The organism is Pedobacter sp. MR2016-24 (assembly GCF_026239655.1).
Lineage (GTDB): Bacteria > Bacteroidota > Bacteroidia > Sphingobacteriales > Sphingobacteriaceae > Pedobacter.
Genome location: NZ_JAPIVO010000008.1, coordinates 189,937 through 214,433, shown reverse-complemented (window position 1 = coordinate 214,433; position 24,497 = coordinate 189,937). Strand labels below are relative to the sequence as shown.

The 24,497-nt window shown below is 41.2% G+C and carries 15 protein-coding genes; 11 read left to right on the top strand and 4 right to left on the bottom strand.

What is annotated here, in order from left to right; genetic code table 11:
* Positions 1–5 precede the first annotated feature (5 nt).
* From OQX62_RS21675 to OQX62_RS21650, 6 genes are all read left to right on the top strand, one after another.
* Positions 6–1,421, top strand: coding sequence for a RagB/SusD family nutrient uptake outer membrane protein (locus OQX62_RS21675; protein ID WP_265833754.1), 1,416 nt, complete (start codon positions 6–8; stop codon positions 1,419–1,421).
* Between the two features lie 60 nt (positions 1,422–1,481).
* Entirely contained in the window at positions 1,482–2,411 is a 930-nt protein-coding gene (locus OQX62_RS21670) for an ABC transporter ATP-binding protein (protein WP_265833753.1), read from the top strand.
* An 81-nt stretch (positions 2,412–2,492) separates the two neighbouring features.
* The gene (locus tag OQX62_RS21665) at positions 2,493–4,781 is read left to right on the top strand and encodes a Gldg family protein (RefSeq protein ID WP_265833752.1); all 2,289 of its coding nucleotides are present in this window, start codon (positions 2,493–2,495) and stop codon (positions 4,779–4,781) included.
* A gap of 2 nt (positions 4,782–4,783) precedes the next feature.
* On the top strand, positions 4,784–7,567 hold the full coding sequence (locus OQX62_RS21660) for a M16 family metallopeptidase (protein ID WP_265833751.1): 2,784 nt from the start codon (positions 4,784–4,786) through the stop codon (positions 7,565–7,567).
* A gap of 232 nt (positions 7,568–7,799) precedes the next feature.
* Positions 7,800–8,273 (top strand): energy transducer TonB, encoded by a 474-nt coding sequence (locus tag OQX62_RS21655; protein ID WP_265833750.1) that lies wholly within the window; start codon positions 7,800–7,802, stop codon positions 8,271–8,273.
* A gap of 164 nt (positions 8,274–8,437) precedes the next feature.
* Positions 8,438–9,409, top strand: coding sequence for an ROK family protein (locus OQX62_RS21650; protein ID WP_265833749.1), 972 nt, complete (start codon positions 8,438–8,440; stop codon positions 9,407–9,409).
* 60 nt (positions 9,410–9,469) lie between these two features.
* Here the strand turns inward: OQX62_RS21650 and OQX62_RS21645 are convergent, their stop codons facing one another.
* On the bottom strand, positions 9,470–9,964 hold the full coding sequence (locus OQX62_RS21645; protein WP_265833748.1) for a hypothetical protein: 495 nt from the start codon (positions 9,962–9,964) through the stop codon (positions 9,470–9,472).
* Positions 9,965–10,153: 189 nt separating this feature from the next.
* Between OQX62_RS21645 and OQX62_RS21640 the strand changes: the two genes are divergently transcribed.
* Positions 10,154–10,537: a hypothetical protein gene (locus tag OQX62_RS21640; RefSeq protein ID WP_265833747.1), complete on the top strand. Its 384-nt coding sequence runs from the start codon at positions 10,154–10,156 to the stop codon at positions 10,535–10,537.
* 79 nt (positions 10,538–10,616) lie between these two features.
* Here the strand turns inward: OQX62_RS21640 and OQX62_RS21635 are convergent, their stop codons facing one another.
* Positions 10,617–12,527 (bottom strand): hypothetical protein, encoded by a 1,911-nt coding sequence (locus OQX62_RS21635; protein WP_265833746.1) that lies wholly within the window; start codon positions 12,525–12,527, stop codon positions 10,617–10,619.
* 193 nt (positions 12,528–12,720) lie between these two features.
* Between OQX62_RS21635 and sprA the strand changes: the two genes are divergently transcribed.
* Positions 12,721–19,866, top strand: a complete 7,146-nt coding sequence (gene sprA, locus OQX62_RS21630; protein WP_265833745.1) for a cell surface protein SprA — start codon at positions 12,721–12,723, stop codon at positions 19,864–19,866.
* Positions 19,867–19,923: 57 nt separating this feature from the next.
* Here sprA and OQX62_RS21625 read toward each other — a convergent pair whose 3' ends face one another.
* Together OQX62_RS21625 and OQX62_RS21620 are read right to left on the bottom strand one after the other, a co-directional pair.
* Complete coding sequence (locus OQX62_RS21625; protein ID WP_265833744.1) at positions 19,924–20,193, bottom strand: hypothetical protein; 270 nt, start codon at positions 20,191–20,193, stop codon at positions 19,924–19,926.
* 7 nt (positions 20,194–20,200) lie between these two features.
* Positions 20,201–21,232: a response regulator gene (locus OQX62_RS21620; RefSeq protein WP_265833743.1), complete on the bottom strand. Its 1,032-nt coding sequence runs from the start codon at positions 21,230–21,232 to the stop codon at positions 20,201–20,203.
* A gap of 182 nt (positions 21,233–21,414) precedes the next feature.
* Here OQX62_RS21620 and OQX62_RS21615 point away from each other — a divergent pair, with 182 nt between their 5' ends.
* The 3 genes from OQX62_RS21615 (at position 21,415) to OQX62_RS21605 (ending at position 24,334) form a co-directional block, all read left to right on the top strand.
* A complete protein-coding gene (locus OQX62_RS21615; protein WP_265833742.1) occupies positions 21,415–22,260 on the top strand; it encodes an XRE family transcriptional regulator in 846 nt (281 codons plus the stop codon).
* Between the two features lie 278 nt (positions 22,261–22,538).
* Complete coding sequence (locus tag OQX62_RS21610; RefSeq protein WP_265833741.1) at positions 22,539–23,786, top strand: helix-turn-helix domain-containing protein; 1,248 nt, start codon at positions 22,539–22,541, stop codon at positions 23,784–23,786.
* 155 nt (positions 23,787–23,941) lie between these two features.
* Entirely contained in the window at positions 23,942–24,334 is a 393-nt protein-coding gene (locus OQX62_RS21605; protein ID WP_265833740.1) for a hypothetical protein, read from the top strand.
* Positions 24,335–24,497: the final 163 nt, after the last annotated feature.

Here is a 24,497-nt window from a genome sequence, read left to right as displayed (position 1 = left end):
TGATCATGGATAATTTATATAAACTCTTAAGATCCGTTTGTTTCCTCGCAATATTGTCTACGGTATTGGGATGTGAAAAAATGCTGGATATTGACCCACCAAAAAATGAGCGTCCATCGGAAGTAGTTTTTGGCTCCGTTGAGACCGCAAAATCAGCTCTTTCCGGTGCTTACAGCAGGATATCTCAATCCCAAACCTATAGCGTTAACCTTACGCTGGCCAATGCGCTGGCCGCTGATGAACTGCGGGCACTATCAGGAACGGCACGTTATGCCGCGCTGCAGAATAATACCTATGAGCCACTTACCAGTTCCTATACCTCAGATATCTGGACAGATTCCTACACCGTTATTTACCAGTTCAATAGTATTATTATCGGACTTACCGGTAACCCGGCCGTGAATGCTGCGGTATCAAAACAAATTGTGGCCGAAGCAAAGACAATGCGTGCTTATTGTTACCTGCAGCTGGTTAGTCTCTTTGGAGATGTTCCACTGGTGCTGTCCACAAACGTAGATCAGACTGCATTAACTCCACGTGTTGCCGCCAGCGTTGTATATAACCAGATTATTCAAGATCTGAATGAGGCGAAAGCCGATTTAGGTGAAGATTATGTTTCGAATGGAGGGGTAAGTAACCGGATGCAGGCCAACCGGAGTACTGCTTCAGCACTATTATCAAGAGCCTATCTGGCTACAGGTAATGCCCAGGAAGCCATCAGAAATGCAAGTGAAGTCATTGGCCATACAGCCTTGTATCAGTTACTGCCGGGGACTCAGTTGAACGATGTTTTTCTGGCAAACTCCAGGGAAGCAATTTTACAATTTGGCTCTGTACTTAATGCCACATCTGGTTATACCAATGAAGGACAGGCTTTTGTAAGTAATCCATTTTCATTTTCACTGTCCTTTACACTTAGTGATGGCTTACTGGCAGCATTTGAACCAAATGACCTGCGCCGTACGGCATGGGTGAGGGAGGTCACTAAGAACGGAGTAACAGCAGCAGAACCTTATAAGTACCAGAACTACGACAGCGAGTCGGCAACTACTTCGCAGAGGTTTGAAGTACCAACAGTGATTCGGTTAGCAGAAATGTACCTGATCCGTGCAGAAGCATATGCCGCATCAGGAAACCGTGCATTGGCATTGGCTGACGTTACAACTATTAGGGACCGGGCAGGGCTTGATCCTTTACCCGCTGATGTGAATATTGATGATGCGATACTTCAGGAGCGTAGAATAGAATTGTTTTGTGAACGTGGTGACCGCTGGCTGAGCCTGAAAAGAACAGGCAGGATCAATACCATACTTGCTGCTGTAAAGCCGGCCACCTGGCAGTCGTTCGCCCAATTGTTCCCTATACCACAAACGGCTATTGATACCAATCCGAATCTTACTCAAAATCAAGGATACAGATAATTAACATTTCTGGATATCCGGTATTGTTTTTTGGCGGATATCCAGATATAATTCAAAAAAATGGATAATAATATTGTAAAAATCAGCAAGCTCTCCCATCGATATGGAACTGCCTGGGCAATCAGGGATATTAATTTCGAGATCAGGGAACTGGGTGTACTTGGTTTGCTGGGGTCTAACGGTGCCGGAAAATCTACCACCATGAATATCATGTGCGGCGTACTTAATCAGACGGAAGGTAACGTAGAAATTGGCGGTTATACCATGCAGGAAAATCCTATAGCTGCTAAAAAACTGATCGGCTTTTTGCCGCAGAATGCACCATTGTATATGGAACTGACAGTGAGTGAATACCTCACGCAATGTGCCTACCTAAGACTGATTGACAGGAAACATGTGGCTGCTGCTGTTGACAAAGCAATGGCAAAATGTGGCGTGGCACATTTCCGTAACAGACTGATCGCTAATCTTTCGGGTGGATATAAACAGCGGGTAGGAATTGCCCAGGCGATTATCCACGAGCCGAAACTGGTGGTACTGGATGAGCCTACCAATGGACTGGATCCTAATCAGATTTTTGAAGTGCGCAAGCTGATCAAAGAAGTGGGGGAAGAGAAGTCTGTTATTTTCTCTTCACATATTCTTTCCGAAATTCAGGCTACCTGCAGTCAGGTCAAAATGATAGAAAACGGAACGATGGTATTTTCAGATAGTATGGATGCTTTCAATAATTATATTGAACCTGATAGTCTGATTATGACCCTGCATAACCCTCCCGCTGTAACAGAAATGGAAATTATAGAAGGCGTAAAAAAGGTGGAAGTGCTCAGCAGTACAAAATTCAGAATTCATTTTGCCGAAGGCCACAAAATCAGTGAGCGACTGATCCAGATCAGTACCACTGCAGGCTGGCGAATGTCTGAGATTACGCTGGAGAAGAGTTCTCTCGATCAGATATTTGCCCAATTGTCTAACAAAAAATCTTCTTAATAGAAACAGGTATAAGATCATATTTTAATTCAAAGATCATCTTGTGCAAACACCACAATAATTACAACTCAATCATATTTTATGAAAAATATATTAAGGATTGCCCGAATAGAGCTAAGCCTTTTATGCTACTCACCTGTAGCCTGGATCGTATTGCTGGTTTTTATCATTCAGTCAGGCTGGCAATATACTTATTTAATGGAGCGTATGGAACAGGCTCAACAAATGGGACAAACGGCAGAAGACCTGACGAACCGGATCTTTTCGGGTTTCAGGGCGCTGTTCCCGCAGGTGCAGGAATATCTTTATCTGTATATCCCTTTATTAACTATGGGCCTGATCAGCAGGGAAACACATAGCGGATCAATTAAATTGCTGTATTCTTCACCTATAAGGATGATTGATATTGTTGCAGGGAAATACCTGGCTATGGTGAGTTTCTGTTTGTTACTGGTTAGTGTGTTAATTGGCCTTGGCGCAATATCGTTTTTTACCATAGAAAATGTAGATTTTGTTTTTGTGATTTCCGGCGTGATTGGTTTGTATTTACTCATCTGCGCTTATTCGGCTATTGGCCTCTTTATGTCCAGCTTAACCAGTTATCAGGTAGTGGCAGCCATCAGTACATTAGTCGTACTGGCTATCCTTAACTTTATCGGTGGTTTGTGGCAGAATATCAACTTTGTAAGAGATATCACCTACTTTCTTTCTATGAACGGGAGGGCAGAAGAATCAATTAACGGTCTTTTAGCCACCAATGATATTTTTTATTTCCTGATTGTAATTGTGTTATTCCTGGGACTCACACTGCTTAAACTACAATTTGAGCGGAGAACCATCTCGTTGTCAACCAGAATCATGAGGTATGCTGGTTTTATTGCTGTTATGCTTATTCTAGGCTATATCAGTTCCAGACCACAATTTATCGGCTATGCAGATATGACTGCGAATCACAGACGTACGCTGACCGACAATAGCAGAGCGGTGATTGCTCAAATAGATGAGCCTGTTTTGATTACTACCTATGTTAACCTGCTGGATGAGAATTATTTTTCTGGTTTACCAGTCTATCAAAATAACGATAAGAAAAATTTCGACATGTATTTTCGCTATATGCCTTATATGCGTATTGAGTATGTGTATTACTGGGATCATTCAGAAAACGAGCGTTTATACGCAGAAAATCCGGGATTAAACGACGAACAGATCGCCCGTAAAATGGCGAAAGCCAATGACCTGGATTTTGATCTTTTTCTGCGCCCTGAACAGATCAGGAAGGTGATTGATTTGAAACCTGAACGCAACAGGCTGGTCCGTATATTATCCTACAAAGGCAAGAAAACTCCACTTCGCATGTTTGATGATTTGTATAAACAACCGAACGAAAAAGAAATCAGTGCTGCATTAAAAAGATTAGTGGTTAATTCACCAAGAATAGGATTTGTAAGCGGTCATAATGAACGTAACATTAACCGGTCCGGTGATAAAGACTATCAGATTTCAACCAATGAAATCACCTTCCGTTATTCATTAGTGAATCAGGGCTTTGACGTCAAAAAAGTAACGTTAGATGATCAGCATCTGATTAGGAATGTTGATATACTCGTCATTGCAGATGCGCTAACGGCCTATAGTGCTGTGGAATTGGCGAACCTTAAAGCTTATATCAACGCTGGCGGTAACCTCATGATAGCCGCAGAACCCGGGAGCGGAACAATTTCAAATCCGATATTGACCAACGTAGGCGTAAAACTGAGTGAAGGCATGCTCGTTCAGAAGAGCCAGAACTTTGAACCCTCATTCGTTTTGAGCGGACTGGCTATCAGACAGTGGAAGCAGCTGGTAAGTAACAGTGCTTTTATAAAAAGAGACAGTGCCTTTGTAACCACGCCAACGGTGGCAGCCTTGCAGACTCTTCCCGGAAATGTTTTTGAAAGTTTTCCTGTGCTGGTTACGCAAGCTGCGGATACCTGGCAGATTCCCGGCCTTACATTCAGTAAAACAGTTGAACTGACCGATCCGAGAAAAAATGGAGAGAAAAAATCTTATCCTGTGGCCCTTGCCCTGCGTCGTAAAATGGGAACGGGAGAACAGCGTATTTTTGTGATAGGTGATGCTGATTTTATGAGTAACGCTGAAATGACCAGGCAAAGTCCCCGTGCTATCAATTTCACTTTTGTGACCGAACTATTTGGCTGGTTTAGTCGCGGGCAATTCCCAATTGATACTACCCGTCAGGAACCTAACGATAACAAAGTACTGTTAAGCAGTACGCAACTCACCTGGATCCGCTGGACTTTGCTGGGCATTTTGCCAGGATTGATTGCGCTCTCTATTTCATGGATGCTGATTGCAAGAAAAAGAAGATAAATATGAAACATATAGCTAACAGGATACTCATTTTTATCACGGCACTTTTAATCCCGGGGATGATTTCAGGGCAAAACCTGACTAATGATCCCTCAGTAAAAACAGGTTTGTTGAAAAATGGATTTCGGTATTATATCAAACGTAATGTTGAGCCGGCAGGCCGGGCTACGATCTACCTTGCTAACAAGGCAGGATCCATATTAGAGACCGAAGAAGAACGCGGAATTGCTCATTTTATTGAGCACATGAATTTCAATGGCACAAAACATTTCCCCAAAAATGAACTCATCAGCTACCTGGAGCGTTCCGGTGTGAAATTTGGGGCGGACTTAAATGCTTATACAGGATTCGATGAAACTGTTTACCAGTTGCCACTGCCTACGGATAACGCTGAATTATGGAGTAACGGTCTGCAGATTATGCGCGACTGGGCAGCAGATGCAACATTAGATCAAACAGAGTTCGAAAAAGAACGCGGAGTGATACAGGAAGAAAGAAGAATGCGCAAAGATGCAGGCAGCAGAATTGCAGAACAGTACAGGCCTATTCTTTATAACCACTCCCGCTATGCTGACAGGATGCCAATAGGGAAGGATAATGTTGTGCTTAAATCAGATGTATCAGTCGCCAGGAACTTTTATAAACGATGGTACAGACCAGATTTACAGGCCCTGATTATCGCAGGTGATATTGATGTTGATGCTGTGGAAAAACAGGTGATTAAACTATTTTCTGATTTGCGGTCTCCAGCTCATGCAGTTCCCCGCAAAACCTATACTATTGCCTTAAAAAAGTCCACAGATTTTCTGAGAACTAGCGATCCGGAATTTAGTCAGTCCTACATTCAATTTTATTTTAAGCAGGTCAGCTATCCTGTAAAAACCCGTGAAGATTTCAGAAAGCAGCTAGTGGAGCGATTGACTAATATGCTTTATGCAAACAGACTGAGTGCTGTTTACAATAACAGCAAGCCTGCTTATATGGGGGCCAGTGCTGCGATTAGTCCTTTGATTGCCAATATTGATGCGCTGACATTAAATGTGGCATTGAATCCGGAAAAAATTAAAAGCAGTTTCGATACATTCTGGACAGAAATGGAGCGGGTTAAGCGCTTCGGTTTTACAGCAGATGAAATACTAGCTGTAAAGGAAAGGTTTAACCGTTCGATGGAGCTTGCGCTATCCGAAAAAAATAAGGCAAAGTCTGCCGGTTATGCCGAAAATTACTTACAGCATTTCCTTAAAGGCGATGCCTACCATAGTGTTGAAGAAAGGGATAAGCTTTATCACCTTTATATCGGTCAAATTACAGGAAAAGAGATTGCGCAATACCTTGGGGCTTACCTGAAAAGTGCGGATCAAACCATTCTCGTTCTTGGTCCCGATAAAGAAAAAGATCAGCTGCCAGATCAGCAATTGCTGAATAAATGGATGCATGCTGTCGAAATCACCGATATTAAACCTTATCAAGCTGAAAAGGCGGCCGGAAGCCTCCTTACACAAATCCCGGTGCCTGGTAAAATTGTAAAAGAAGATCAGGTCAATGAATTAGGAATTTACCATTGGCAGCTGGATAATGGCATGAACATCTATGCAAAACCGACAGATTTCAAAAACAACCAAGTACTTTTTACGGGCTTTAGTCATGGTGGTACTTCCTTATATAACGATGCTGATTTTTATTCCGCAAAAAATGCCGCTTCCTTTATTACCAGCAGCGGCTTGGGACAATTTAATGCCGGTCAGCTAGATCAGATACTCAATAAAAAGGCCTTACAGGTACAGCCATATATCACAGACAGGGCAGAGGGATTTTCCGGTGCCAGTGCTTCGGGGGACCTTCCTGCGGCTTTTGAAATGTTATATCTGTATATGACCGCTGCTAAATTGGATACGTCCAGGTTTAACAGGATCCTTACGCAATCAAAATCTGCGTTCAGGAATCGTACGCCAGATCCCGAACGTGACTTTTCAGATACTATTGGTTATGTGCTTTCAGGTTATCATCCCCGTCGTAAACCTGCCGCTATTGAAAATTTTGACCAGATTGATTCGGCGAAAGTGCGGGCAATATTCCGTGAAAGGTTCTCCAATCCTGGCGACTTTACCTTTGTATTTACCGGTAATTTTAACGTAGACTCTTTGAAAATATGGACAGCAAATTATCTGGGAGCTGTACCGCCTGATGGAAATGCTGAGCGCGCTAAAGACTTACACATTCGTGTGCCTGAAGGTAAGATCAGAAAAGATCTGCGGGCAGGTAAATCAGATAAAGCCACGGTGCAGTTTGTATTGAGCGGTAAATATGATTACGGGATAAAAAGCAATTTATATCTTGATCTTTTAAAAGCAGCATTACAGTTTCGCCTGAACACCCGTTTAAGAGAAGTTGAAGGTGGTGTTTATTCTCCACAGGTATATCTCACCAAAGCAAAGGAGCCGGTTAATTTTTATGCCTATACCATATCCTTTGAATGTGATCCGGCCAGGATGGAGCAATTGATTACCGCTGCGAAGGAAGAGATAGCGAAGTTATCCATAAGTGGCGCAACAGCTGAAGAAGTGCAAAAATTTGTGGCTGAAGAAAGCAGGGCAAATGAACTCGCTTTGCGGTCGAACGAGTTTTGGTTAAACACTATACAATCATCACTAAACAATAATGAACCATTGCTCAGTGTATTAGCTGTTCCAGCAGATTTAAAAAGATTGGATAGTAAGGAAAGTCAGCAATACAGCCTTCAGTTGCTGAACCAGCAGAATGAAATCATTTTTACGTTGCGTCCCTGATTGTAATTCAGTAATGTATTCTTGCCATCAGGCATTGTGGTAATTTAAGGGAGTGGTGACATAAAGTATAAACGATAATTTTAGGTAATAACAGTTAATAGTAGAAGCGTAGTTGGTGGATGCCGCTACGCTTTTTTGTAATGCTGACTGTTTAATTCTTATTTGTTTACCTGTTATACTATTATTGGATCATTAATTGTACAGCTTTTTTATTTAGAATTAACAGATACAGATGACAAGATTTTTCCAGCTTCCGATCTTAAAAATATGTAGTAATATCACTTTTGTGGCCTTGATTTTCAGCAGTAGCCTTGTCTTAGGACAGCGCAGCGGAGGAAAAGAGGTATCCATTATGGTCTCGGCACATAGTAACCATCCTTCTCCGCCACAGCCAATACCGGCAGTAGATGTACAGCCTGAATATCCTGGCGGAGCCGCGAAGATGCGGGAATTTATTGGTCGTAATTTAAAATATCCCAAAGCGGCTCAAAAATCGGATGTTCAGGGGACAGTATTTTCTGAATTCTGGGTAAACACGGACGGAAAAATAGACAGGATTAAAATTATACGTTCCATTGGTTATGGCACAGATGAAGAGGTCATACGGATTTTGAAAAAAATGCCTAAATGGAAGCCTGCGCAATTCAGAGGGAAAGCAACTGCAACTACATTTACCCTTCCATTTAGCTTCAGGCTCACAGACTAGTCAGATAGATCCGATTTTAGTACTTCCTGAAGATCTATAGCTATACCGATTTATCTATACGAACTGTGTCTTATTTTGACTGGAATTAAAAAATTTTAGCACTATCTTCGGCGGAATAATAACTTCATTGTTAATTTTACCATTTAAAACATACATTAAAATATATGCCATTATCAGATTTATCAGGACGGGTTGCGCTAGGAATTGACATTGGAGGAACCAATACTAAATTCGGAGTAGTAAATCATCGCGGTCAGGTTCTTGAAAAAGGAAGTATAAAAACAGATGAATATGAAAAAGTTGAAGACTTCATTGATGCGTTGTACGTAGAAGTTAATCCACTGATTGCAAAATACGGTACTCATAAAAACTTTGACGGAATTGGCGTAGGGATGCCCAATGGAAACTATTATAAAGGAACGACTGAACATGCGCCTAATCTGCCATGGAAAGGGGTTATCCCTTTTGGTGCGATGATGAAAGCAAAATTTGGTTTGCGCTGTATCGTGACCAATGATGCCAATGCTGCGGCACTTGGCGAAATGCTTTTCGGCGCTGCCCGGGGAATGAAAGACTTTATTATGATCACCTTGGGTACAGGTGTGGGAAGTGGAATTGTGACCAACGGAAGTCTGGTTTACGGACATGACGGCTTTGCCGGAGAACTGGGACATACGATTGTGAAACCTGGTGGAAGGAAACACTGGAGTACAGGATCTGAAGGAAGTCTGGAAGCTTATGCTTCAGCATCGGGTATTGCTATTACTGCGAAAAAGATGAGAGCAGAATTTCCGCAATCTTTGCTGAATCAATATCCTGAATCTGAGATTAATTCTAAAACCGTATACGAATGTGCATCCAAAGGAGATCCGATTTCTATCGAGGTGTTCAGGTATACAGGACAAAAACTGGGCGAAGCGCTGGCTAACTTTGTGATGTTTTCTTCACCTGAAGCCATCCTGCTATTTGGAGGAGTAATTAAGGCGGGCGATTTCATTTTGAAACCTACTAAACTGCATATGGAAAGAAACCTGTTCCCGATCTTCAGAGATAAAGTGAAACTGGTTTTCAGCGAACTGGACGAAGCAGATGCTGCCATCCTTGGCGCAAGTGCTTTGGTTTGGGAAAAGAAATAATTTTAATGCTTTAAAAGACTTGCTTCATTGATTATTTTAATGAAACAAGTCTTTTTTATATTATGAACGTATTACCCTGTAACGTATCGCTGTTCTGGTCTCCTCAATGCTGAAAAATGTGGCTCCGGTAACATCTTCAATTAGCTTGAAGATGAGTTCTGCACAATCATTTTCAATACATTCAATTGGTAATGGTTCACCTTCATCATCTATAAGATTACCTCCGGCAAGACAAAAAGATCTTAGTGCTCCATCTTTGTAAAAGTCGAACACATAACTCGCTGAATTTTCATCAATGATAAATCGCAGGTAGTTAATCCCTTTAATCGTTTCATAATAGTGCCCGCCTATAGCCAGATCATCGCCCATAATCACTAATGTTCCATGGCCTGATCTGAGGACGTAGATTTCATTCGTTGCCATGCTGCCTGAATCGGCGTTACTAAATTGTGTGAGTTCAATTTCTTCTAATATTCCCAGGCGGATGTATTCGGCTAATTCTTCAGCGGTTTTAAACTGTTGCGGGAATGCTACTCCCATAATTTTGAATCCCATATGTGGCGCAATTATATGATAATCTAGTAAGAATGTTATATATTGTTTCTTAAACTAATGGTTTTGTGGTAAATCTAGGGTTAAAAAAATAATATCAAAACTTTATGAAACAATAATTGTTATTTTTTAAATATATATGAAATAATATGTTTCATATTTTTTATATTTGGATATAAATCATAGTATTTTATGAAAGATATATCTAAGGAGGAATATGACTACGCAGTTTTTATTGTGCAAAGTTACCATCGGCAAATGGATAATTTGATCAAAGCAAAAAGAGGACTCTCTGATCGAAAAGGGCCGGAAGTAGTTTTGGTGAAAAGTACGGGTCCTTCCAGTATTTCAAAATTAAGGATCAGGGTCGAGGATTCGTATCTGTTTGATCTGGAAAAGATCAGAACGGGAGATTTTATATTATCGGTAAGAACCAATAGTGATCATATCACTAAAGGGAAAAAATATGAAGTGATCGATGGATATGGCGGGGCGATCAGAATAAAAGATGACGCTGGTATTATCAAGGCAATTTCAAGACAAAATAAATTCAGACTTTGGACTTGTATATCCTGATGAAATTAGTAAAGATAAGGTTAGAGTTCGTTTTGTTGTTCAGGAGCCGTGTGTAGCCGGCTCCTGTTTTTTTTATCACCTATTTTTGTTTCAGGATCTCTAAGGTTTCCAGTTTTTCCAGGTTTTCTTTGCTCATGATCGTACTCGTGTAACTGCCCTTTGGCAGGCCGACAATGGTATTCAGTTGCGTATTGATTTCGTCGTTATAGATTTTAGCTTCGTCCATAGTTTTGAATATACCTACATAAATCACTTGTACGTTCTCAAATTCCAATAGCTTATGTCTCAGGTTGCTGTCAGCATAGCGGCTCCTGTTGAATTCTCCTAACCTGTATCTTGCGGGACTCATATTCATACTCACGTCGCTAACCGAGATGATAAAGTAGTAGTCGATTTTCTCAAGATAATGCTGTTTTTCAATTTGCGATTTGCTGGCTGCAAGCGCTACAGCTTCAGCAGGTTTACTGGCTTCTACAATTTTAGGCTTTTCCTGTTCAATCGCGAACATTGGCTTTCTGGCAATCAGCATGTTGTTCCTTTGTTTGTTGATGTCGGTCGCCTCCTGTATGGTGTTGTTAAATTTCCTGTTTTGATAATCAGTCACAAAAGCGTTGGTCTGGCTGTTGGGCATCGCATTTCGTAAAACCAGGTTGATCGTGTTGCTGTAGCTGTTTTCTGGAAATCTGCTTTGCAGCATCTCGTAGATTCTTTGTGATTCTTCCAGGTTTTTGACCTTCTGTAAATATATTGTTGCAATCTCATAGTAACTGTCAATTATCTTTTGATTATAAGGGTTGCTGTCTGCTTTTTTAATTTTCTCTTCGTTAAAAATGGAAAGATAAATGCTTGAAATGGTGCGCAGATTATCGATGCGGTCCAGTTCCCCTACGTGTATCAGGGTTTTGGGCAGACTGATGGCTGCGCTGTCATAGTACTTTTCTGCTTTCTGGTATTCCCGGAACTGGTAAAGGTTTAAGTCGCCCATTTTGGAAAAGGCCAATCCCCTGATGGTTGTATTTTTTCCTTTTTCTTTTACGGCCATCTGATAATATTTTTCTGCAATCTGGTAAGATTTGTTCAGGAAAGCATTTTTCCCCAGCTGGTAAAAGATCTGGTCGCGGTGTTCTTCGTAATCTGCATTGCGCAGCAGGCGGTTCATGGATTTGTCGTAAGCTGCCCTGTTGATCGCGCCGTCAGCCAGTGTAATTTCCTTTAAAGTGGCGCTGAGTTGCAGTGCAGAAGAAGCATTGCTGTTTTTTACTTTGTTGTAGTTGGCGACTGCCTGTGCGAATTCCAGTTGCTGTTCATGCAGTTGTGCACATATGTAAGTCCAGCGTGCGCGTGCTTCTTTATTCTTGCTTTCCTGTACTGCGAAGCTGAGCAGGGATATGGCCTTTTTTGACTGGTTGTTGGCCATGTAAGCTGCTGCGCGGGCGGCGTAGCTGTCTTCCGTGTTCTTGTAATGTCCGTCAATACTGTCAGACAGGAGCTGAGCTAAATTAAGCGCTTCTTCATTAGACCCCAGTGCCAGTAAACAGCGCACCTTAAGGGTGAGTGCCTGGTGGTAGATTTCGAGGTTTTCCTTGTATTCTTCTGTGATGATGTCCAGGTTGGCTAATGAAGAAAAGTAATCCCTGTTATAAAAATAAGCTTTGCTCAAAAGCAGGTAAGCTGCATCTACATAATTGCTCTGGTTCTTTTCTGTGATGATGGTGTTTGCTTTGATGATTACCTTTTCCATGGCTGCCGTTTGCAGGGGCAAGGATTTAAAGACAGGCAGGATCTGATCATAATCCTCATTAAAATCAGTTGTTTCCTGTTCTTCTAATTTCCTGATCAGTTCTTTGGCATTGTAAAGGTAATTATAACGCGCACTAAAATTTTTCGAACCCTTTATCCCTGCGCTGTACGCAGCATTCCTGCAGCCTAATGAAATACAGCAGGCAGTAAATAAAAGAAGTAATTGCCTAAATGTTTTGTATTGTTTCAATTTGGGTTAATTTTTTTTTCTAAAAAGTTTTTTATGCAATAAAACGCTGATGTATACTACAAATATGATCTAAATAATTGCAAAAAGAAATTTATATTTGCAATAAATTGTATCAATTATGCTGACGATGGTTTGAAAATGCCTGATTTTATTGTGCAATGACTCCTTAAAATAATTCCATATCGCTGTAGCTTTGAAAAAAAATCTTATACGAATTGTCTTCCTGCTCAATGTTCTTGTAGTGCAAAAATCATTTGCCCAGGTAAAGCCTGTAAAAACTAAAGACAGTATAAATGTGGGGTCGGCAATACCTGATACAAGCGCTTTGCGTTTCGGTTTTGGTAGTTTGCCATTTGCGCCACTGCCAGATAATTTTACACGCGAGGTGGAATATGATGCTGTCAATAAAAGGTACATTATCCGCAATAAAATTGGGGGAAGGTTTTATGCGACACCCCAGTACCTTACGGTAAAAGAGTATCAGCAATTGATGGAGAGGGAAATCAAATTGAAAAACTGGAGGGCAAATTCTAATGTGGAAGCAGAACAGTTCAGGCAGGACGGGATTATTCCCGAATTGAAAATTGACAGCAAGGGTTTTAAGCGTTTGTTTGGGGGGAATACCATTGCGATAAAGCCCCGTGGTGAAGCCCAGCTGGATGCAGCTTTCAGTATCAATAAAAATGAAAACCCGCTGTTTAATGAAAAACAAAGAAAGCAGACGAATGCCGATTTCGGCCAGAAAATACAAATGGACGTGATCGGGGAAATTGGTACAAAGCTGAAGATGAAAATGAATTACAATACGAATGCATCTTTTGATTTCGAAAACCAGATTAAACTGGATTATACTGGCGGGGAGGATGATGTGATCAAAAAAATTGAACTGGGAAATGTAAGTATGCCGCTCAATTCTACTTTGATTGGCGGTACACAATCATTGTTCGGTTTGAAAACGCAACTGCAGTTTGGGCGCTTAAATGTGACCTCTGTTTATTCACAGCAAAAATCACAAAGCCGCGATATCCGTATTGCCAATGGCGCACAGCAGACTGATTTTAGTATAGGTGCGGATAGTTATGAGACGAATAAACATTATTTTCTGGCGCAATATTTCAGGGACAATTACAATCAATTTGCCGGAAATCCGCTGCTGATCACTTCCGGGATTAACATTACTAAGGTTGAGGTCTGGGTAACGAATAAAAATAGCACTACCACAGATTCCAGGGATGTGATTGGGTTTTTGGATCTGGGTGAAAATAAACCCTGGAATGCGGGACAGCTGAACGGTGGTTTTTCCGCTTTGCCAGCGGGATTTAATTCGCCATTGTACCCTCAGCAGTCGAACGATCTGCTGACTAAATTACCTGCTGGTGCACGGTTGTCGAGCAGTAATGATTTAATTTCATTCTTTGCTGCAAATGGCGGAACAGACAATTTTGCAAAGCTGACTTATGCCCGTAAATTGCGTGATTCAGAATATAGTTTTCATGCGCAATTGGGGTATATCTCCCTTGAAAAAGCGCTGAATGCAGATGAATTGCTGGCTGTAGTTTTTCGTTATACTTATAATGGCAAAGAATACCAGGTGGGTGAATTTTCTACCGATGTTCCTTTTGAACAGGCTGCACCAAATGTATTGTATGCCAAATTGCTGAAAAATGAAACGATCAAGACCAGTTTGCCCACCTGGTCTCTGATGATGAAAAATATCTACGCGGTGAGTGGCTATAAGATCAATGAGGCTAATTTCCGGCTCGATATTACCCGCCTTGAAAATACTTCAGGAGTGGAAAGTCCGGTGCTGACAGAAGGGGAGCTGACGACTAATAGAAGATGGCTTAGTATTACCGGTCTGGACCGGCTCAATCCGCAGCTGGAAAGGAAGCCCGACGGGATATTCGATTTTATGGCCGAAAATGCAGCCTTTTCTTCCGCTGCAAATACTGCAGTTGGGGGGCAGAACAATAGTTTGAGCAATCTCGTTAATACAGCGAACGGTGTAAATACCATCAACCTGAATACCAATAGTCATCGTGGTTATATCACGATAGATGCCGAACATGGTCGTGTGATCTTCCCTGTGCTGGAGCCTTTTGGTGATGATCTCGCAAGCCAGTTTAGTGCTGCTGAACAACGGCTGGTTGATAAGTATACCTACAGGGCTTTGTACGATTCCACGAAGGTGATTGCACAGCAACTCTTTGCCGGGCAGAACCGCTTTTTGCTCAAAGGAAGTTACCAGTCGGATGTCTCTTCGGAATTTAACCTGAATAGTATTAATGTACAGGAAGGTTCGGTAAAAGTATATTCCGGATCTGTGCCATTGGTAGAGGGCGTGGATTTTGAAGTAGACTATCAGGGTGGGAGAGTTACCCTGTTAAATACAGCACTGCTGAGTTCCGGGCAGGGAATACGGATCAGTTCAGAAGAAACCGATATGTTTGGTAAACAGCAGCGCACTATTTTCGGTACGCACCTGGATTATAAGGTGAGTAATCAAATGAATATCGGTGCAACCTATATGAAACTGACCGAAAGGCCGCTGACGCCTAAGGTAAATATAGGTGAAGAACCATTGTCCAATGCGATGTGGGGAATGGACTTTAGTTATAGCGCTTCTTCAAAAATGCTGACCAGAGTGCTGAATAAATTGCCATTCTTCTATTCCCGGGTGCCTTCCCTGGTGAGTTTTCAGGGGGAATTTGCGCAACTTGTTCCGGGGCACCCTGCGGGTTTAAATACGGCGAACAACAAAAAAGGTGTGAGTTATCTGGATGATTTTGAAGATTCGGAATCGGTTATTGATCTGAAGACTGCAGCTTCATGGCAGCTATCAGGTACGCCCCAGCTTTTTCCTGAAGCGCAGTACAGTAATGACCTCGCTTATGGTTTTAACCGGGCAAAAATTGCTTTTTACAATATTGATCCGACTTTGTACGACCGCAACAGCAGGTCGCAGCCGGCCAACTTACGAGCCAATCTTTCAGAATTGTCTAACCATTTAGTGCGTCAGGTACTGGAGCAGGAGGTTTTTCCGCTGAAAGAAATACCTACGGCGGGGCTGTCGGACTTTCCCGTTTTAAACCTTGCCTATTATCCGACCTTAAGAGGGCCTTATAATTATACGACTTCAGGTGTTGCTGCAGACGGACGTTTGCTGAATCCGAAGCAACGTTGGGGTGGTTTGTTCAGGAGAATAGAAGCGAATGATTTTGAAGCGCTGAATGTAGGGTATATAGAAATGTGGATTATGGATCCGAATATTTATAAGCCGAATGCTGCCGGGGGCGACTTATACCTGAACCTGGGAAATATTTCGGAAGACATCTTAAAAGATGGCAGAAAATCTATGGAGAATGGTTTGCCTGCAGACGGAGATCCGTCAAAGTATGATGAAACCAATTGGGGGCGTGTGCCAAAATTGCAACCCGTTATACAGACTTTCGAAAACCAGCCTGCTGCCAGGAAAGCGCAGGATGTAGGTTTGGATGGTTTATCCGGTGCTGATGAGCGCAATAAGTTTGCGTCTTATGTGAATCAGATGAAAGCGCAGCTCAATCCTGCTGCGGCAGAGAAAATAGAAAACGATCCTTCATCTGATGATTACCATTATTTCAGGGGGGCGGACTATGATCAGCAGCGGGCTGGTTTGCTCAGGCGCTATGAAGATTATAACGGTGCCGAAGGAAATTCAAAAACCAATCAGCAGTCGCTCGACGAACTGGGTCTCGAAAATTCTGCCTCGACTGCCTTACCCGATGGTGAGGATGTGAACAGGGATAATAACATGACGCAGTCTGATGAATATTTTCAGTACAAAATTTCTCTTCGCCCGGCAGATCTGCTGGTGGGCAAAAATTATGTGACAGACAAGGTAGTGTCGCAGGTAAAACTAGCCAATGGTCAGACTTCATCAGCCACCTGGTACCAGATCAGGATCCCTATTTCGGAATATGAGCAAAAAGTCGGCAATATCCAGGATTTCAAATCCATCCGCTTTATGCGCATGTTCATGACAAATTTTGAAGATACGACAGTGGTGCGTTTTGCTAAACTGCAATTGGTGAGGGGTGACTGGCGCCAATATAATGCGCAGAACCAGATGGCGCAGGTTATTGCAGATCCGGTGATCAGTCCTGCTACGCCCGATCAGTCGACCATAGAACTTTCTACCATAAACATTGAAGAAAACGGTAAGCGCTCACCCGTACCTTATGTATTGCCACCCGGCATTGAACGTGAGCGTGATTTTAGTAATTATGCCGGAACGACCAGTCTTAATGAGCAATCCCTCGCGATCACTGTTAAAAACCTGAAAGACGGTTATGGTCGCGCTGTATTCAAAACCGGTTATTCCGACTTCCGTACCTATAAAAGACTCGAAATGTTTGTCCATGCAGAAGCCCTCGGTGCGGCTGTGCTGAATGATCAGGACCTAAGTGCATTTTTGAGAATAGGAACCGATTACCAGGATAATTACTATGAATATGTGCAGCCTTTGCGGGTTACGCAGCCTGGTACTTCCAGTCCGGATGCGGTCTGGCCCGAGCAAAACAGGATGAATATTGAACTTGAGGTTTTTCAGCGTGCAAAAATTTCCCGTAATGCCGCCAGAGATGCAAACGGTGCAGCCTGGGATATCAATATTCCCTATGCTTATGCAGATGGTGCCAATACCATCTATGTGAAAGGGCAGCCCGATATGAGTAAGGTAAGGATCTATATGCTGGGCGTTAAAAATCCTGTAAAAAATAGCGGCGGCAGGAATGCAGATGATGGAACAGAGAAAAATGCACAGGTGTGGTTTAACGAGTTGAGACTGGCGGATTTTGACCAGAAAGGCGGCTGGGCGGCCAATGCCAGGATGAGTGTAAAGCTGGCCGACCTTGGTGATTTTAATATTGCAGGCAGTAAATCTACCGCAGGTTTTGGGGCGCTTGATACGCGGATCAGTGAGCGGAGCAGGACAGATCAGTCGAACATTGATATTGCTTCCAGTCTGGAGCTGGGCAAATTCCTCCCTAAGGAATCCGGCGTTAAAATTCCTTTTTATGTGAGTTATTCGAAACAGGTGAGTACGCCTGAATATGATCCCCGGATGCCTGACATTGAATTGAAAAAAGCACTGAATGGTGCCAGTAAGACCGATAAAAAAGCGATACTCGATTATGCACAGGATTATACCACACGTAACAGTATCAGCTTTGTTAATGTAAGAAAAGAGCGCGGGGCAGATTCGGGTAAACCCAGGATCTGGGATATTGAGAATTTCAATGCCAGTTATGCCTATAGTAAATACTTCCACCATGATTTCATTAATCAGAGTACCATTCAGAAGAATTATACCGGGTCTGTAGCCTATAATTATAGTGGCAGTACAAAAAACATCAGGCCTTTCGAGCGACTCCTTAAATCGAATTTACTCGCCTTGTTGCGGGATGTCAATTTTAATCCACTGCCAAATGCGATCAATTTCCGTATGGATATGGCGCGTTATTATGCTGAGAATAACCTCAGAAATAATGATCCGCTTAATTCTATTCCGGTAAATACGACCTATAGCAAGAACTTTTTAGTGACGCGTGTATATGGTCTGTCCTGGAGTTTAACCCGTTCCCTGAATATAGATTTTGACGCCACCAATTATTCCATTATTGATGAACCCGACGGGAAGATCAATGGATTGAAAAGAGATACGGTATGGAATAACCTGAAACGTTTAGGCAGGACTACTGACTATAGCCATAACCTGAATATTTCCTATTCCCTGCCCGTAAATAAAATACCAGGTTTGGATTGGGTGAATATCACTACCCGTTACGGAACCACTTTTAACTGGCAGACGGAGCCTTTGGGTACTTTACGTGACCCGGCGATTAATCTGGGGAATGCCATCCAGAATGCGCGTACCCTGCAGCTGAACCCTACATTGAATTTTGTGTCCTTATACAATAAGTTTAATGGATACAGAAAGGCGAAGGATAATTTTATACCTGGCTTGCTGACGAGTTTCAAAACGTTGAATGCGGCTTATACGCAGACCAGGGGCATCTATTTGCCAGGTTATTTACCTGCGACCAGTTACCTGGGGATTGATGACCTGACGGGTGCGCCAGGACTGGGATTTGTATTTGGGAGTCAGCGTGATATCAGCAGTATGGCCTTTGGCCGCGGTTGGATTACGACCGATACGTTGCAGCGTCAGCTCTATGTGAATACGCTGAGGGAAGACTTGAGTATTACCAGTGCGCTGGAGCCGATAAAAGGACTTAGGTTAACCCTTACTGCAAGCAAAACCAAAAATATGAACTACAGTACTCATTTCATGTACAATGAATCTGCCGCTCAGTTCAATAATTTGAGTCCATTAACCAATGGCGATTACAGCATTTCCTTTATCAGCCTGAAAACCGCTTTTACAGATCCTGCCGGAAGCAATGTCTCTAAGCTATTCAATCAATTTATGTCCAATAGGGCAATCATTTCCCGTCGCCTGGGTGCTTTTAACCGAAATTCTACTGGTATTGCCGGAGGTTATGCAGATGGTTATGATAAAAATTCACAAGATGTGGTGGTGGCTGCCTTTATTGCTGCCTATAGCGGAAAAGATGCCGGGAAGAGCAATACGAGTGCTTTCCCAAAAATCCCCTTGCCCAACTGGCGTATAAATTACAATGGCTTGTCGGCTCTGCCTGTCTTTGATGAGTATGTGCAGAGTTTAGACCTGAAGCATGCCTATAAATCGGTTTATAGTGTGAGCGGGTTCAATTCATTGCAACAACATCAATCAATAGATGGGATGGCTTACAGCAGAGATGTCAATCAGAACTTTTTGCCAGAGTACCAGTTTGCCCAGGTCACTATCGCTGAGAGTTTTTCTCCCCTGATTGGTGTAGATACCCGTTTTAAAAATAACCTGACCGCTAATTTTGAGATAGGCAAGACGCGCTTACTCGGTCTGAGTTTAGCCAATAGTCAACTTGCGCAACTGTCTGAAAACAATGTGGTATTTGGTATGGGTTACCGCACTACAAAGTTCCGTTTTCCCTTTGGTTTGTTTAAGCAACTGAAAATGGATAACAATATGGATTTTAAGCTCGATATGGCCTGGAGAGATAATAAGACAGTCATTTATCGTGCGGATGTCAATGAGGCAGAGGTCTCGTCCGGTGCTAAAAACATCACCATGAGACCAAGTGTAAACTATATACTGAATCAGTTTTTCAATATCCAGGTATATTATGATACCAATATCAATAAACCTTATACTTCGCAATCCTTTAACACCTCCAACAGTAATGTGGGTTTTAGTTTGCGTCTGACACTAAATTAATTTTTCCGCTGAAATTGTAAGGAGATGTATATAATAAGAGACCACATTCGTCTCTTATTATATACATACTTTATTATCCGGACTGTATTTGATGCTGACTTCGCTTAATGATTTGAATATTCCCAAATGTTTGTAAATAAAATAGGTACACTCAATGGCTTCATAATATTCGTTTGTCACTTCTATGCTGCTATCGGTGTCATTGTAAATAAAAATTACATAGGCCGCATATTTCTGCATTTCTTTCTTTAATTCATTAACTGAATTCGCAGTGATTACTTCAATAGACGTGTGATTACCTGTCCCTCTTTTAAATACATAAATCATGGTCAGCTTAGTTTGAAGAGTTTGTTAAAATATTTTTCAGGTCGGCCTTCGTAATCGGCTTGTTAAAAAAACCTTTGACTTGTTTGTATTCAAAAGATCTATTGACATCATTTGTGTCAATAGAAGAAGAAATGATGATTGTGGGGATTTCAATCCCTTTTTCTGTCATCATCTGCAGAAATTCCCAACCATTAATGTGAGGCATATTCAGATCCAGTAAAATTAAATCGACCGGAAAAGTATGCAGGAACTCCAGTGCTTCGATTCCTTCCGTAAAAGAGAACAGGTTTAGCTCTGGATTAATATCGGTCACAATTTTCTGACTCAATTTGTGTATAATTATTTCGTCGTCCAGCATCAGGATATTTTGAATGTTTTCACCAGAAAACTGGGGTACTATTTGCGTCCCTCTGTCTTTATCAGCCAGGAGATGATTTAAGGTGTGCAATGCGTCGTCCAGATTCATCGCCTGTTTTTTCATTTGTGAAAACAGTAGCTTTAGCTGTTCGTTATTTACGATTTCCGGTAAGGGGCTGTTGTTGATCAGGTTTAATATGGTAGATAAAGGTCCTCTGAGCTTGTGAGAGGTGAACCACGACAGATTTGCGACCGTATGCATGTTTTCCAGGATGCCTTTAAAGTCATCACTTTTTTTATGGCTTTCCATTAAACAGCAATATCCGGTAGCATTATTTTCCGTTAATTTAAACACTGTCAGCATCAATTGCTCACCACCAATCTGAAACTTGAAACAGATAGTTTCATGACATATATTACCTGCAAAAAACTCCTGGAGTTTTATTTCAGAAAGATCTTTGTCTATATTGCTCAATAGTTGCTTAATAGTAGTGTCCAGACCTATTTCATGCTTAAGCACCTGAGTTGAAAAGGTAATTAAATTTGTAGAATAGTTTGTTATCTTTAACTCGCTATCTAAAAAGAAGTAAAAATCATTTACTAGTAATTTCTGAATAATTTTGAGTTGACCTGATGGTAACAGTAGCTTTTTTTTGGAGATTACTTGGAGTTGCTTATTCATACGGCATTATTTTTGGTTAACGGGACAATTCAAAACATAAATGAAACATATTGCGTATGTTTGCAATAATCACTGACTGTATATTGATTATCCGAATGCAGTCGTTATTTTGTAATATGTTTATAGCCAGATTATATGTCTGATCTTAACCTTTTAGTAAAGTTGCAATAAAATAAATCAAAATGCAAGATATAATTTCAAAAAAGAACATCGGTGAGCGTCTGCGTGGCTTAAGGCTGGGCAAGGATTTGTCTCAGGCAGAAGTTTCAGAAGTTCTTGGTCTTTCCAGGAGTCACTATTCGCAAGTGGAGCTTGGTAAACAATTTCCTTCTTATAGTGTGCTCTCCAGGGTCGCTGAGTTTTATCAGAAAGATTATGAATGGATACTGCATGGTACGGATCTTAAATCTGTCATCACTAATGTTAAATCCGTTTTAGATGCAGAAAAAGATTCAGGGATTTTACCCTCTTTTAGCACCCTGAGTTCGGGGAGTGAAGTGATATCTGAAGTTGTTGATGTACGGAAAAATGTCTTGTTGAAATTATCTGAGTATCTCACTTATCTAGATAAGAGAGCTGATGCTGATTATGTAATGACGTTGCCGGAATTTACTGTGCCGATTTCTGCTTTGTCGTCAGGTTTATATCGGGCTTTTGAAGTTGAAGGTGATAGTATGGAGGGAGTGCTTTATTTTCAGGATTTAGCTGTCGGAAGTAATGTTGAAAATTATGCAAAGATTTCTTTGTCTAATATATATGTTGTTGTGCTTGAGCGCAGTATCATGATCCGACGGATTGCTGATTTTAATCCGGCGACCAGTATGTTTTGCCTGGTGCCTGATAATAAAAGGTATAAATCTGAATGGGTCAGGGCTGAAGATGTCAGGGAGCTTTGGGAAGTGAAGGCTAAAATCTCCTGCAGATTGAATAAGGCAATAGAAAATATATCTCAATATTTTAACGACTTTGAATCTACCATCAATGAGCTTAAGGAAGAAGTTTTTAAAATAAAATCTGCGCGTTTGTAGCAGCTGATATTTATCCTGATAAATAAAAGGAGCCGTGATTGATTAAATACAGTCATGGCTCTTTTTTGTGATTGAAGTTTTGTTTTAATTGAAATGTCGGTTTAAAATTTGTTTATTGTACTTTTTTTGGATTGATCTGAAGGTGTTTTTCTCGACTATATAGGTATTCAACTTTTTTAAAATAATTTTTATCAATAGTTGCCTGATAGGTTTGAATTGATTCTATTTTCAATTTTACGGGTTGTAACTCTTTTGGTGATGTTAGTATGGGTATCTTTATGAAAACATTTTTAGGTGGGTTGGTTTTTTCGGGTGTTGTTTTGTCTTTTCTTGCCTGTATCATATTGCTTACTGTTGGTAAGGGCAGGAGGGTGGTGAGTCAATTGCTGGCGCTTGTTCTTTTTACAGTTGGATTCGAAGCTTTTTTTAAGTTATTATTTTTGGCAGGCATCATGACCGAAATTTCTACCTATTTTAAATTTGTAGTTCCGGTATTTTATTTGATCCCTCCCTCTATCTATATATATACTACCGTTGTGTTGTATGGGGCTATTAAAAAAAAGAATTTGTGGTTACATCTTTTACCGGCGGCCCTCATATCTCTCATCGCATTAATCATCTACTTTGTTCTGGACGTACGGGGTTATGAACATGTGCGGTTTGTGGCTAATGACCGGAGGTCGGTTTTTACCATCGACTCCGGAGCGGTTTTTTTATGGCTTCATTTTATTACGCGCCTAGCTCAGGGTTGTCTTTATCTGTTTTTTCAAGCTAAGTTAATTTTTAGGTTTTATAGAGATGTGTTGCCTGGTACGGATCGGTTCAGGAAAATTTTTAAATGGGTATTGGTATTGACATTTATGGAGGTTGCGCTTTATGTTTTTATGCTATTATTCTACGTGCTGGCTATACTGGGTTTTAATAGCTGGGTTAGTGCTGTAAATATTTGCTTCTTAGTGCTTTGTGTGTGTTATGTTGTATTTCCGATTTATTTATATCTTTCGCCGTCACTTTTATATAGAGGAGAGGAGTTGTTGGTTCTTTCTCATTCCGAAAAAAAATCCGAACATATCGTGAGTGTTGATGAAGTTCTGGCTGATCCGGGAGCATTAGCTGCTCCTGTTGAGGATTTTGATGCGCTTGCTTCTACAGCAAAACCTATGCAGTCTCCCTATGGCGCTGAGGATCTGGAAATTTATAAAGAACGCTTTGAGCGGGTGGTTGTTGATACTGGTTTATTCAGGAGGCAGGGCCTGAAAGTTCAGGATGTTGCGGAGCAATGTGATATACCGCCTCGCGCATTGTCTTATTTATTAACCAATGTATATAAAAGGGGGTTTAATGACTTTATTAATGAATGGCGAATTGAATATGTTGCGGATCGTCTGATCAAAGACGACTGGAAAGACCTAACTCTGGAAGGTCTTGCTTTCGAAGCCGGCTTTTCTTCCAGGACTACTTTTTTTATGGCCTTTAAAAAATATAAGCAGGTTAATCCAACTCAATATCTTCATCTGCACAAATAAGACGATTGAAATAGCTCGTTATATTTGTCGACAGAGATGTCAGCAACCTCCTGATATTCCATTTTTGTGTTCCATTTCATGATTCTGAACACCTTCGGTGGTTAATTTTATGATATAATCTGTTGTTTTGTTGCCGAATCTTAGCAAACTACCATATGAATACTCTTCTGCCATTTTTTAACTATACACCTGAGCTGTACGGAGAAGTTCTCCACGCTGGTATCTTATTTTCGGAACACTCCATATTGCGCCTGATGTGTTTTAAAGAAAAAACTATTTCTGAAGAACAGCAAAGTGCTATCCGGAACTTTGAATATTGGGTTGACGCTTTTATCCATAATTCAAATACCGCATTCTATACCGCTAGTGATGCTGATGTCAATTTATTCAGTATCGATTATTCTAATCTTTTACTCAGTTGTCTGCTTACTGCGACCTTTTATGATTATAAGGTATATGCTAACCTGAATTCATTAAATACTGGTGCTTTTGTGCTTTGGTATGAAGGGCGCCTGGTTAAAGATCGTCCAATGTCCCAATTACTTTAAATCTTAATATTCCACTTACATAACTTGTTTCCCTTCTGCAAATTAGCTCATACTAGCCTGCGGATGGGAAACTTTTTCGTTTACATACAACCTCTAGTTGTTTTTGGATAGGTCTCTCTCTATTTACTAATAAGTGAAACATAAAGTTTCATCTCAAAACTAC